This is a genomic window from Neobacillus sp. (assembly GCF_031988165.1).
Lineage (GTDB): Bacteria > Bacillota > Bacilli > Bacillales > Cytobacillaceae > Neobacillus > Neobacillus rhizosphaerae.
The window spans coordinates 36,253-48,721 of record NZ_DALZYO010000020.1 but is presented as its reverse complement, the minus strand read 5'-3'; the positions used below and the strand labels follow the sequence as shown (position 1 = coordinate 48,721).

Genomic DNA, 12,469 nt, shown 5'->3' with positions numbered 1-12,469 from the left:
TCATTTGGTAATGTATAGGTTTTCACACCGTTTTCCTCCTAATCTAAATGACGCCTTTAGCCTTTTCGATAAATGCCTTTATTTTTTTTACATCTTTTACCCCATTTGTTTCTACTCCGGAACTTACATCTACCATAAATGGGCTGATGGTTTTGATGGCTGCCTCAACATTATCTACATCTAATCCTCCAGCAAGGATGATTTTTTCCCCCTTAATAAGGCTAGTATTCACATCCATCCAATCAAATGCCTTTCCATTTCCGCCCCTGTATTTTCCTTTCGGACCGTCTAGTAGTAGATATTCACAAGGAAATTGATTATACAGTGCTAACGCTTCATTGCTATTAAAGCTGATTGCTTTGATTATCGGTAGGGATATAGTCTCACTGAAAAACGCTGTTTCATCTCCATGTAATTGGATATGAGTTAGACCAACAATAGCAGCAATCCTTTCTATTTCGTCCCTGGTCTCGTTAACAAAAACGCCAACCTTGATCACTTCTACAGGTATATGAGAAACAACTTCTTTTGCCTTTTCCGGAGATACTTTTCTCTTACTTTCCGCAAACACAAACCCGAGGGCATCTGCACCGTATTCTACAGCAGCAACCCCAGTGTCAACATCCGTTATCCCACAAATCTTTACCTTCATCGTTGTGCACCTTCATTTATAGGGAGGCGAAAATCGACAAAGGTTTGATTTATATCAGAACTCTTCATAAAGGCTTCACCAACTAAAATTCCATTTGCACCTGCATTTCTAACTCTTTTTACATCTTCCTGATGATGAATTCCACTTTCACTAATCAAAAAGGCCCCACTGTTTTTTACCTCAGCAGCTAATTTTTCTGTCACATCAAGTGAAACTTGAAAGGTTTTCAGGTCTCTATTATTAATGCCAATCAGCTCCGCACCAATCTTAATGGCCTTTTCTAGCTCCTTCTGATTATGGATTTCCACCAATATCTCCAATCCCATACCCTTAGCATATTGATAAAGTTCATGTAATCTCATTTCATCCAACGCTGCTACAATTAATAGAATTAAATCGGCTCCATATGATGCTGCCTGCTTGATTTGAAGTGGATCAATAATAAAGTCTTTGCATAGAAGGGGCAGTTCTACAGCCTCACGAACTGCCTTTAAATCGGAAAATGAACCTTTAAAAAAGGTTTGATCTGTCAAAACAGATATCGCACTTGCCCCAAATTTTTCGTAGGTAGATGCTTGCACAGCTGGATTCACAGCATTATTTATCGTTCCTTTTGAGGGTGATGCCCGTTTGAATTCGGCAATAATTGATAATTCATCAGTTGTTTGTAGTTTTTTCATAAAGGAATGTCTTTTATATTGACTTTCTGGGATGAAATTCTTTCTTTTTCGAAGATGATCTACTTCTTGCTTTTTTTGTTCAAGGATTTGCTCAAGGATCGTTCCCATTTATATCGCCTCCCTTTGCCCCGCTTGGGATTTTTCAATTAAGGACGTTAATTTTTCAAAAGCTGCCCCTGAATCGATGATTTCCTTAGCTGCTTGAATGCCGCCTCTTATTGTGTTGGCTTTTCCTGCAGTGAAAATTCCGATTCCAGCATTGAGCAGTACTGTGTCCCGATAAGCACCTTTTTTTCCTTTCAAAACGTTTACCAATATTTCGGCGTTTTCCTTGGCATCGCCACCTTTAATACAACTATTTTCATACTGCGGCAGGCCTGCCTCTTCGGGATAAAAGGAATGATTTGTAATCATTCCATTGTCCAAAATGATAAGATGGTTTTCCCCTTGAAGTGAAGCTTCATCCATAAAGCCAGCCCCATTGATGACTGTTGCTCGTTTACGTCCCAGTTGTTTTAGTACCTCAGCAAACACATTTAATAAATCCCTACGATAAATTCCAAGAAGTTGATAATCTAGTTCAATCGGGTTTGTCAGCGGACCAATAAAATTAAAAATAGTTGGGATTTTGAGTTGCTTACGGACCGTCATAACCTTTTTTAAATTTGGATGAACATGTGGTGCAAATAAAAAGGCAACTCCGATTTCTTGAAGTATTTCTTCCGAACTTTCTACTGATAAATTCAGATTCACCCCTAAGTACTCCAGGACATCAGCACTTCCTGTTTTACTTGAGATACTTCTATTTCCATGCTTGGCGACGGGTACTCCTGCTCCTGCAATGACAAAAGCGGAAGTAGTACTAACATTAAAGCTTGATGAACCATCTCCCCCCGTCCCGCAATTATCAAGAACATTCACAAAGTTTTTCTTGAATGTCAGCGAATTTGCTTTCATTGCACGGACAATGCCGACAATTTCATCCACTGTTTCTCCTTTTGATTTCAATCCCATTAAAAAGGCTGCGATTTCCGATTCCGAAACCTCTTCTCCCAAAATAAAATCAACTGCTTCCTTCATTTGATTTTCAGAAAATGATTTTTGCTCAGCTAACTGGAGTAAATAGTTCTTCATTTGTTTGCTTCCTTTCTATCTCAAATAAAAAATTTTGAAGAATTTGTTTTCCTGATGAAGTCCCAATGGATTCAGGATGGAATTGCAGCCCAAAGACGGGATATTGATTATGTTGAATGGCCATCACTTCTTTGTCATCAATTGAATGAGCGATACATTCAAGCTCCTCTGGTATAGTGCTTTTTTCAATTGCCAATGAATGATAGCGCATGACTTCAAGTGGTGATGCCAGATCATTAAATATTGGGCTGCACTTATGAATAATGAAGGAGGTTTTGCCGTGCTTAATGAAATGAGCACTTCTAATTTCACAGCCAAAAGCTGCACCAATTGCCTGATGACCAAGACAAATTCCTAAAATCGGAATTCGTTGGTAAAAGCTCTGAATCAATTCAATGCATATTCCCGCATCCTCAGGTTTTCCAGGACCAGGCGACAGGATGATTGCTTTTGGATTCAAATTATGGATATCACCCACCGTTAACTGGTTGTTTCGATACACAACTACCTTTTCTCCCAATTCTCCGAGATACTGATAGAGGTTAAACGTAAATGAATCAAAGTTATCAATTAGTAAAATCATCCTTATATCCCTCCAAAAAGCCTTTTAACTTGCTAACAGTTTCCTCGTACTCTGTCACGGGATTGGAGTCAAAAACAATTCCCGCTCCCGCTTGAATATAGGCTGTTCCCTCATTTAGAATCATCGTTCGAATCGCAAGTGCAAAATCCATGTTTCCGTTTATCGATAAATAACCTATCGCTCCGGAATAAAGGCCACGTTTTGACTTTTCTAAGGAATTAATAATTTCCATCGCTCTCACCTTTGGAGCGCCTGAAACAGTTCCTGCAGGTAGGCAAGCAGCAAGTGCATCAATCGCTGTTTTGTCAGGTTGAAGGCAACCGCTAATTTCTGAGACAAGATGCATAACATGGCGGAACTTTTCTACTGCCATTAACCTCTCAACCTGAACAGAGCCAAATTCACTCACCTTACCAAGATCATTCCTGCCAAGATCGACGAGCATTTTATGCTCTGCAAGCTCCTTTTCATCATGTAATAATTCTTTTTCAAGCTGAAAATCTTCCTCTTCGTTTTTCCCTCTCCTTTTTGTCCCAGCGATTGGATTGGCTATTACTGTTCTCCCTCTGGTTTTAATTAAACTTTCAGGGGAGGAGCCAATAACGGTATATGCCTCGAAATCGATATAAAACATATATGGTGTGGGATTATTGGTCCGATGCATTCGATAAAGGGATAAAGCTGAACCTTGGAACGCTGATTTCATCCGCCTTGAAAGCACAACTTGGAAAATATCACCGGAAAAAATATGCTCCTTTGCCGTTTCTACATTTTTAACAAACGCCTCTTTTGTCGTTTCCGAGGTAAATCCCGAAAGTGAAAAAGATTCCTCTGCAAGATAATCGTAAGGCCTTTTCAGCTCCATCACCCTTTGGTTAACCTTGTTTTCAACAATTTCCAGATTACTTTCTTTTAAAAGTGGTATACCTATAATCAAAACCTTTTCCTTAAGATGATCAAAAACAATGATTTCTTCATAAAACATTAAGTGCACATCAGGCATATTTAATCCGTTAGGGTATTCTTCTCCGATGATTTCCAACTGCCTGATGATGTCATAGCCTGCATACCCTACCGCACCACCTATGAACGGAAAAGGCATTTCGTCGATATTGATATAAGGCAGAAGGTCCTTTATTATCTCTAATGGATTTCCTGTTAAAATCGTTTTTTCACCATTTCGATTGATAATTTCGTTCTTATCTCCAGTTGAAATAAGTTCAAAAGCCGGATCTGCTCCAATAAAAGAGTAGCGTCCAGAATCATTAAATTTATGAGAGCTTTCCAATAAAAACTTCTTTTTTCCATTAATCTTTTGCAAAATAGAGATAGGAGTGTGGATATCTCCGCTCATTTCTCTAATAATAAAATCAATTTTGGTCGTCATTTCTCTACTCCTTTCATAATTAGAAAAGCGCAAGCGTCCTGTTCAGCGACGTAAGGGCTGGACTGAACCGACTGAGATAAAGGAAACACGGTAAACGAAGTGAACCGATGTTGACTTATCGTAGGGAGGTGAAGGAAGCACTCTAGTCGCTAGGGCGCTTGCGCTGGACAATTTTCAAAGTTCAATATATAAATTCTTATATAAAAAAAAATCGTCCTCTATATGCATAACAATCGTTACGCATATAGAGGACGATTTTGAATCGCGGTGCCACCTCCATTTGAAGCAAAAAGACCTTGCTTCCTCTTTTCAGATACAGAGCTTTAAGACCCGATATCCTATCCTTTTAACGGTGGAACTCCGTGTATCCCTACTTTTGTTCAAGATACCTCTCACAAGTCCATTCCACAAATCCTCTCTTACCGGGTTCTCACCTATTCCCGGCTCTCTGGAAAGAAATAAAAATGTGTACTCCTCTTGTTCAACAATTTGCTTTTTTAAGTTGTGAAAATAAAAAGGGCCCTCCATCCAAAAAGGACAGAAGACCCGTTGTGCCACCTTTAGTAGCTAAAATTTAGCTCACTTTACCGATATCGAAGCAAAAGCTTTTAATATCTGTCTCATGTAACGATGAGATTTTCGCCAAAGCCTACTGATCTTTAACAAGGTTCGGTTTGGAAGCTCAGAAGTCCATTCACTATTACATCATCACTGATTTGCACCAACCATCAGCTCTCTTCAGATTCCGTATTAGTTACTACTCTTCGTCAATGCCTTAACTTCATTTTATTGTTTTTAATATTATTAAATCCCCTCCCTCTTGTCAAGAGTATTTATTGAGAATTTTCAAAAAATATATTACCTCTCCTGCCATTAAAAGGATTCCCTTCATATCGTTTTTTTTTTTGAAAAAAAGTCAATATTAACAGTACAAATAAAATGAAAGCGGGATAGAGAGAAAAAATGGAACATATTGATCAATTATGGAAAAGCACACCTGCTAGACAAAAAAAACAGTCTAAATCAGGACAAAAGCGTTCCGAAGAGATATCGAAGCAAAAATGGGCAATTCTTTCACTATCTTCTATTCCTTTAGTCATGACATTAGGAAATTCCATGTTGATACCCATTTTACCTTCGATGGAAAAAAAATTAGCCATTACATCGTTACAGACAAGTATGATTATCACCGTTTATTCAGTCGTTGCCATTTTTTTAATACCTATAGCCGGATATTTATCAGACCATATCGGTAGGAAGAAGATCATCATCCCAAGTCTTATCATTGCTGGAATTGGCGGTCTCATTTCCGGCTGGGCTGCATGGAAATTAGATAACGCCTATTGGGTAATATTAGCGGGGCGTGCTCTTCAAGGAGTGGGTGCTGCTGGAGCCTTTCCAATCGTACTACCATTAGTAGGAGATATGTTTAAAAATGAGGATGACGTTAGTGTTTGTTTAGGTCTTATTGAAACCTCAAATACCTTTGGAAAGGTATTAAGTCCCATCTTCGGAGCATTCCTAGCCGGATTTATCTGGTTTTTACCTTTTCTTTCTTTTCCAGTCTTTTGTGCCATTTCTTTATTGATGATGATTTTTTTGGTTAAATCCCCAAAAAGCTCTAATAAACCAATCCCATTTAAGGATTTCTTTAATGGTGTTAAAAATACCTTTAGTGCAAAAGGGCGTTGGCTTTTCGCGATCTTTTTTATAGGTGGCATTTTAATGCTCGTTCTATTCGGAATACTGTTTTACCTTTCAGAAATATTCGAAAAAGAATATGGTATAAAGGATATTAAAAAGGGCTTCTTTTTAGCGTTACCATTAGGCGCGCTTTGCCTTTCATCTTTTATAGGCGGAAAAATCATTAAAAAAAATAAAGTATTAATGAAATGGTTAACCTTTGGCGGATTACTAGCTACAGCTCTTTCCATTGGGGCCTTATGGTTTTCGATTAAGTTATGGTATATGATTACAATGTTTTTAATAAGTGGTATCGGAATTGGTATTGGGCTTCCTTGTCTAGATACACTTATTACTGATGGTGTAGAAAAGAAAGAACGTGGGACTATCACCTCGTTTTATACTTCCATGAGGTTTATTGGGGTCGCAGCAGGTCCACCGATTATTGCTATGCTAATGAAATTTTCAAACCATTGGATTTTTATCGTCATGAGTAGTCTCAGTATTATTGCAGCCATAGTGGCGCTATTTGCAATTAAACCCAAGGCTCAGGGACAACATTAACATAAAGAGCCTGTGGCTTGAATACCTCCTTTAATAATAAAATACCGGCAACCTGGGATTGCCGGCAAATTTTTTATTTTACTGGTTTCTTTAAGAAACCTATTAATAATGCGGATACGACCGAACCAACTAAGATCGCTAAGGCGTACATCATTGCTCCATTGTCAACTAATGGGACAACGAATATTCCGCCATGTGGAGCCCTTAAACCAATCCCGAATGCCATTGAAAGTGCACCTGCAATGGCCGATCCTGCCATAACTGAAGGAATCACACGAAACGGGTCAGCTGCTGCAAATGGAATCGCTCCTTCTGTAATAAACGACAATCCCATGACATAACATGCTTTTCCAGCATCTCGGTCCTGTTTATTATATTTATTTTTAAATATAGAAGTAGCTATCGCAATGGCAAGTGGAGGCACCATTCCTGCTGCCATAATTGCCGCCATTGGCTGATAAACACCACTTGCTAACAAGCCAGTTCCGAAAACATATGCTGCTTTATTAACTGGACCACCCATATCAAATGACATCATTAATCCCAGCACAACACCTAAAAGTACAGCGTTTCCGGTCCCAAGACCTGTTAACCAGTGAGTAATTTCTGAATTTATCCATGAAACGGGATTGTTAACAATATAATGCATGATGAAACCTGTAATCGCAATCCCGAAAAGAGGGTATAGTAATATACTCTTAATTCCTTCTAGTGATCGTGGCAGACTAGTAAAAACCTTTTTAAGCAGAAGGACAACATATCCTGCTAGAAAGCCGGCAACCAACCCACCAAGGAACCCAGCACCTCCGCTGGCAGCCATCATCCCTCCGACCATACCTGGAGCAAAACCGGGGCGGTCTGCAATGCTTAAGGCAATAAATCCCGCAAGAACTGGGACAATTAAAACGAATGCATTATCACCCCCTATTGCCTTGATTACAGCGGCAATAGGATTGTAGGATGGGTCGTCCGGATTAGCGGAATTATATCCGAACATAAAGCTAATGGCGATTAAAATTCCACCTCCGACAACAAATGGAAGCATATTAGACACACCGTTCATCAAATGCTTATAAAAACCTTTTTTTGATGGCTTTTGATCTGTTGCTTGCTTATTTTGACTGCCGTTTCCATGATAAACAGGTGCATCTTGGCCTAAGGCTCGTTCAATCAATTGCTCAGGACGGCGAATCCCATCGGCAACGGCAGTATGAATAACATGCTTGCCTTTAAAACGCTCCATTTCTACATTGATATCGGCAGCAACAATGACTGCTACAGCATTGTTAATTTCCTCTTTTGTCAGGACATTTTTTGAACCACCAGAACCGTTGGTTTCAACCTTAATCTCAACTCCCATTTCAGCAGCCTTTGCTTTTAATGAATCCGCTGCCATATAGGTATGAGCAATCCCTGTTGGACAGCCTGTAACAGCAACAATTGAATTCTTCTTATTTGAGGAAATGGTCTCTTCCTTCTCTTCTTTATCATAGCTGTTAATGGTTTCAATTATTTCTTCAGGCGTTGTGGCCTTCAACATCTGGTAACGTACTTCCGCTTTCATCAAAAGTCCAGAAAGACGTGCTAATGCTTCCAAGTGAGTATTATTTGCTCCTTCAGGTGCGGCAATCATGAAAAATAAGTGTGCCGGTTTCCCATCCAATGAATCATAATCTATACCAGTTATCGACTTACCAAAAGCGATTGCTGCATCCTTCACCGCTTTTACTTTGGCATGGGGAATAGCAATTCCGTCGCCTATCCCCGTTGAACTTAGTTCTTCACGTTTTAAAATTGCCGCTTTAAATTCACTAGAGTCCGAAATTTTTCCAGCATCGAACAATACATCAACAAGCTGATCAATCGCTTCTTGTTTTTGCTTGCCGTCAATATTTAGTAAAATAGTATTCTTTGTTAACAATTCTGTAATTTTCATCTTTGCCTCTCCTTTACTATATTTCTCTGATTTGAACATGTGGAAGAAGTTCTTCAACCATATCTTTCGAACATAGCCCCATTGAAAATGCTGTTGCACTGCCAGAAGCAACACTATAACGGAAGGCTTCTTTTATGTTGGAAGTTCTATCGTAGGCTGCTAAGAACCCTGCAACCATTGAGTCCCCAGCACCAACGGAATTCTTTACCATTCCTTTAGGAACCTCGGCCCTTAATGACATATTCTCGTTAATCAATATAGCTCCTTTAGCTGCAAGAGATACAATTACATTCTTCGCACCCATTTGAACAAGCTTTTTTGCATATGGTATGGCTTCCTCGGGGCTTGAAACGGTTACATGGAACAAATCACCAAGTTCATGATGGTTTGGTTTAATTAACAATGGCTGATAGGGTAGAATCTTTTTTAAAAGAGTCCCTTCTGCATCAACAACAAATCTTGCTCCTTTTTCACTACATATTTTCACTAGCTCTTCATAAATTGTTTCAGGTAATGTAGCAGGAATGCTCCCCGCTAAAACTATCAAATCTTCTCCCTTCAGCTTCCTAATTTGATCCATTAGCAATTGAAGATCATGTTCAGTGATGCTTGGTCCCTTGGCATTTATTTCTGATTCTTGTCCTGTTTTTAACTTAATATTTATCCTCGTATCTTCTTTGACCTTGACAAAATCGGTAGCAATTCTTTCTTTCTGAAGATATTGCTCAATATATGCTCCAGTAAAACCACCGATATATCCAAGTGCTTTACTCTTCATTCCTAATTGGTTAAGAACTCGTGAGACGTTAATTCCTTTACCACCTGGAAATTTCTCCTCACTGATGGTTCGATTTAACTCCCCTAATTGAAAACCTTCTAGCCGAACGACATAGTCGATAGAAGGATTTAAAGTTAATGTATAAATCATGCTGTCACAACCTTTATTGAAGTCCTATTTAAGTATTGCTTCTTCGTTTCATCTTCTAATTCATTGGTTATGATCGATGCTTCATGAATATCGGCAATTTTGGCGAACGATATTTCAGCAAATTTCGTAGTATCAGCTAAGGCATACGCCTCTCTTGAAAGAGCTATTGCCTTTTGTTTGACCATTGCCTCTTCCTGGTCCGGAGTTGTAAAGCCAAACTCAGGATGGATGCCATTTACACCCATAAAACATTTATCAAATCGGTACAAGTCTAGACTAGCCAATGCACCTCTTCCGATGAAAGCATTGGTATTGGGTTTAACTAATCCACCGATTAAATACGTGGAGATTCCTTTGTATAAAAGTGGAGCCGCATGCATCAAACCGTTTGTAACCACAACAATATTTTTTAATGGCAACAAGTCAATCATTTCAAACACAGTGGAGCCTGCGTCAAGGTAAATACAATCTCCTTCTTCCACTAAACTTGCTGCATATTGAGCAATTAATCTCTTTTCATGAAGGTTTTTGGAAGATTTCTCAACCATACTAGGCTCTTGCAGTTTCCCCTGTAATCTTGAAGCACCGCCATGGATTCGCTTTAAGAACTTTTGATCCTCTAATTGTGATAAATCTCGGCGGATTGTTGATTCAGAGGTATTTGTCAACTCAATGATTTCTTGTATTTTAACACTATCTTTTTCTTTTAATAGTTGAAGAATAATTCGATGACGTTCTGGAGTTAACAAGTCATCACCACCTATTATTTTTGTTATTATGTATATTTTACTGAAAACGATTGCAAAAATCAATCATTTTCTTTCAAAAACAATCATAATATGGATGTTTTTGAAGGTTTTTTTATCATAACTACCAAAAATCTATCATGAATGTAGGCAAAAACAAAATTTCCCTATCACATTCGAAGTTTTTATGCTATAATAATTATTATTCTAATCAAGATATGCGGGTGTGGTTTAATGGTAGAATTTCAGCTTCCCAAGCTGACGGCGGGGGTTCGATTCCCCTCACCCGCTTCACATGGAGAAGTACCCAAGTGGTTATAAGGGGGCGCACTCGAAATGCGCTAGGGCGGGCGACCGTCGCGTGAGTTCGAATCTCATCTTCTCCTCCATACATAGATAAGCGCGAAGTACACTAGCTGCTGAGTGCTGGAGCTAGACAGTTATCGAAGTTCATTGTTATAAATTCTTATATTTCGAATCAAAAAACGCCAGAGTTTCTGGCGTTTTTTGGATTTAAAATTATTCAAAAGGACTTAACCATTCAGAATCTCTGTTTGCACAAATATGACATGTCTCTTTTTCTGGCTGAAAAGAAGAAAATGACTGTCCACAATCCCGGCATTTTTTTGTATTAAGGCTTTCAACCTTGTCACTTTTTTCTTTTATATTTGATCGAATACGAATGGCCGCTTCTGGACAAATATCTGTGCAGGCAGTACAATTCACACATTTTTCATGTTGTATCTGGAAAGCAGTATCTACAATAGTAAACACTTTTTGCGGACAAAAGGAAAAACAAGCCATGCATAGTGTACATTTATTTTTATCTATTTCTACTGAATAAAATTGGAACTCATGATAATAATTTGTCAGATTCCACTCATCTTCTTCCATTTGCCACGAAACTGGAGCCAAACTTTTAGCTAACTGTTTCCCCTCTTTTTGTAGTGATGAAAATAAGGCTCTACGTGATAGCTTCTCCTCATTTCTCTTTTGAACAATTTCAATCGGTTTTTCACCAAGCTGGATCAATATCCGATTGGTTCCAATAAGGACTAAGTCCCATTGTTCATTCAATGGATTATGTTTTATCTGAATGGCGTTCATTCCTCTTTTTTTATATATCAACAATTCCTTTATCGTCGGCGTATATGCCTCACTATAAATGAGACAAGTATGATCAAATTCCCTTGTTACTGCTTTTCCTTTAATAGCCGACAAGGGGCAGGCAATGATACAATTTCCACAGGAATTGCAACGCTGTGAATCTATTTCCATTGTTCTTTCATTGCATGAAATGGCTTCATATTTACAAACTTTCGTACAAACAGTGCAGGTGGACCTATAGTTTCTTTTCCTTGAACATTTATCCGTTATTTTCAAATCAGCATGCATACTTTCTAACCAATTTAGAATCAAAGACATAGTATCACCTGGATAGATTAGCCGAGGTACCAATGATCCCTTTGGCACTACAGCTGATTGTTTTATCCCGCATTTACTTGAGTTAGACCCTCACTTCAAGGCTTTGCTCTTACATGAAGGTTTAGTGGGGGATGAAGCCCCCACGGATTGAAGTTTCACCTTAAGAACTGGACAATTTCGCATCCTTGTGGGGCGTAATGACGATATTGGGATGTGTAATCGAATTGCTCGGCATCCCTTTGATTTGACTTACATTTCCATATTTTTTCTTTAATTCCTCAACTGGCCCAAAGTCAATTGCCCTCATTGGACAAGTCGAAACACACACGGGCTCCTCTCCTTTTTCTTGAAGTTCGATGCAAAAATCACATTTATTCGATTTAAACTTCTTTTTATTATATTGCGGTGCCCCATATGGACATGCTCTAACGCAAAGCTGCGCCCCTGCACAAATCTCTTGATCGATCGTAACGACACCATTTTCTTTATTTTTAACAATCGCTCCGGTTGGGCAGCTGGGAATACATTTTGGTTTAGTGCAATGATTACAGGCGATCGAAAAATAAAAGGATTTAATGTTATGAACAATTCCGCTAGCCGGCTGCTGGATGAAGCTTCCTTCCTCATAGGTATACACTCTTCGAAAATTCACACCCACATCGAGATTATTTCTATCCTTACAAGCAACACTGCAGGCCTTACAGCCGGTGCAAAGACTTTGATTAATATAAAACCCTAACTGAGCCAAACT

The 12,469-nt window shown here is 38.8% G+C and carries 11 protein-coding genes, 2 tRNA genes and 2 other annotated features; of the genes, 3 read left to right on the top strand and 10 right to left on the bottom strand.

Annotated features, from left to right (window positions below):
- Positions 1-43: 43 nt before the first annotated feature.
- From RTR43_RS13625 to trpE, 5 genes are read right to left on the bottom strand one after another with little or no spacing between them, the layout of a single operon-like run.
- On the bottom strand, positions 44-652 hold the full coding sequence (locus tag RTR43_RS13625; RefSeq protein WP_312472660.1) for a phosphoribosylanthranilate isomerase: 609 nt from the start codon (positions 650-652) through the stop codon (positions 44-46).
- Positions 649-1,440, bottom strand: a complete 792-nt coding sequence (gene trpC / locus RTR43_RS13620; RefSeq protein WP_312472658.1) for an indole-3-glycerol phosphate synthase TrpC — start codon at positions 1,438-1,440, stop codon at positions 649-651. Before trpC ends, RTR43_RS13625 begins: the two co-directional genes overlap by 4 nt.
- Entirely contained in the window at positions 1,441-2,466 is a 1,026-nt protein-coding gene (trpD, locus tag RTR43_RS13615; RefSeq protein WP_312472656.1) for an anthranilate phosphoribosyltransferase, read from the bottom strand. It abuts the gene before it with no gap.
- A complete protein-coding gene (locus RTR43_RS13610; protein WP_312472654.1) occupies positions 2,438-3,049 on the bottom strand; it encodes an aminodeoxychorismate/anthranilate synthase component II in 612 nt (203 codons plus the stop codon). Before RTR43_RS13610 ends, trpD begins: the two co-directional genes overlap by 29 nt.
- Positions 3,033-4,436 (bottom strand): anthranilate synthase component I, encoded by a 1,404-nt coding sequence (gene trpE, locus RTR43_RS13605; RefSeq protein WP_312472652.1) that lies wholly within the window; start codon positions 4,434-4,436, stop codon positions 3,033-3,035. The genes RTR43_RS13610 and trpE overlap by 17 nt, the downstream gene beginning before the upstream one ends.
- Before the next feature lie 244 nt (positions 4,437-4,680).
- Positions 4,681-4,930: a binding site (T-box leader), on the bottom strand.
- 36 nt (positions 4,931-4,966) lie between these two features.
- Positions 4,967-5,216, bottom strand: a binding site (T-box leader).
- A gap of 183 nt (positions 5,217-5,399) precedes the next feature.
- On the opposite strand from trpE, the gene bcbE reads away from it, so the two are divergent.
- On the top strand, positions 5,400-6,683 hold the full coding sequence (gene bcbE, locus RTR43_RS13600; protein WP_312472650.1) for a bacillibactin exporter BcbE: 1,284 nt from the start codon (positions 5,400-5,402) through the stop codon (positions 6,681-6,683).
- Positions 6,684-6,756: 73 nt separating this feature from the next.
- Here bcbE and RTR43_RS13595 read toward each other — a convergent pair whose 3' ends face one another.
- From RTR43_RS13595 to RTR43_RS13585, 3 genes are read right to left on the bottom strand one after another with little or no spacing between them, the layout of a single operon-like run.
- Positions 6,757-8,619: a PTS fructose transporter subunit IIABC gene (locus tag RTR43_RS13595; protein ID WP_312472648.1), complete on the bottom strand. Its 1,863-nt coding sequence runs from the start codon at positions 8,617-8,619 to the stop codon at positions 6,757-6,759.
- 16 nt (positions 8,620-8,635) lie between these two features.
- Positions 8,636-9,547 carry a 1-phosphofructokinase gene (pfkB, locus tag RTR43_RS13590; RefSeq protein ID WP_312472646.1) on the bottom strand — a complete coding sequence of 304 codons (912 nt, stop codon included), beginning with the start codon at positions 9,545-9,547 and terminating at the stop codon, positions 8,636-8,638.
- Positions 9,544-10,296: a DeoR/GlpR family DNA-binding transcription regulator gene (locus RTR43_RS13585; RefSeq protein ID WP_312472644.1), complete on the bottom strand. Its 753-nt coding sequence runs from the start codon at positions 10,294-10,296 to the stop codon at positions 9,544-9,546. Before RTR43_RS13585 ends, pfkB begins: the two co-directional genes overlap by 4 nt.
- A 217-nt stretch (positions 10,297-10,513) precedes the next feature.
- Between RTR43_RS13585 and RTR43_RS13580 the strand changes: the two genes are divergently transcribed.
- Both RTR43_RS13580 and RTR43_RS13575 read left to right on the top strand, forming a co-directional pair.
- Positions 10,514-10,584, top strand: a tRNA-Gly gene (locus tag RTR43_RS13580).
- 6 nt (positions 10,585-10,590) lie between these two features.
- Positions 10,591-10,682, top strand: a tRNA-Ser gene (locus RTR43_RS13575).
- A 130-nt stretch (positions 10,683-10,812) separates the two neighbouring features.
- Here RTR43_RS13575 and RTR43_RS13570 read toward each other — a convergent pair.
- On the bottom strand, positions 10,813-11,718 hold the full coding sequence (locus tag RTR43_RS13570) for a 4Fe-4S binding protein (RefSeq protein WP_312472642.1): 906 nt from the start codon (positions 11,716-11,718) through the stop codon (positions 10,813-10,815).
- A gap of 160 nt (positions 11,719-11,878) precedes the next feature.
- Positions 11,879-12,466, bottom strand: a complete 588-nt coding sequence (locus RTR43_RS13565) for a DMSO/selenate family reductase complex B subunit (RefSeq protein WP_312472640.1) — start codon at positions 12,464-12,466, stop codon at positions 11,879-11,881.
- Positions 12,467-12,469 lie beyond the last annotated feature (3 nt).

Excerpts from the sequence above, each read along its gene's own strand:
- RTR43_RS13625 (WP_312472660.1), bottom strand. The coding sequence starts at position 652 with ATGAAGGTAAAGATTTGTGGGATAACGGATGTTGACACTGGGGTTGCT.
- trpC (WP_312472658.1), bottom strand. The coding sequence starts at position 1,440 with ATGGGAACGATCCTTGAGCAAATCCTTGAACAAAAAAAGCAAGAAGTA.
- trpD (WP_312472656.1), bottom strand. The coding sequence starts at position 2,466 with ATGAAGAACTATTTACTCCAGTTAGCTGAGCAAAAATCATTTTCTGAA.
- RTR43_RS13610 (WP_312472654.1), bottom strand. The coding sequence starts at position 3,049 with ATGATTTTACTAATTGATAACTTTGATTCATTTACGTTTAACCTCTAT.
- trpE (WP_312472652.1), bottom strand. The coding sequence starts at position 4,436 with ATGACGACCAAAATTGATTTTATTATTAGAGAAATGAGCGGAGATATC.
- bcbE (WP_312472650.1), top strand. The coding sequence starts at position 5,400 with ATGGAACATATTGATCAATTATGGAAAAGCACACCTGCTAGACAAAAA.
- RTR43_RS13595 (WP_312472648.1), bottom strand. The coding sequence starts at position 8,619 with ATGAAAATTACAGAATTGTTAACAAAGAATACTATTTTACTAAATATT.
- pfkB (WP_312472646.1), bottom strand. The coding sequence starts at position 9,547 with ATGATTTATACATTAACTTTAAATCCTTCTATCGACTATGTCGTTCGG.
- RTR43_RS13570 (WP_312472642.1), bottom strand. The coding sequence starts at position 11,718 with ATGTCTTTGATTCTAAATTGGTTAGAAAGTATGCATGCTGATTTGAAA.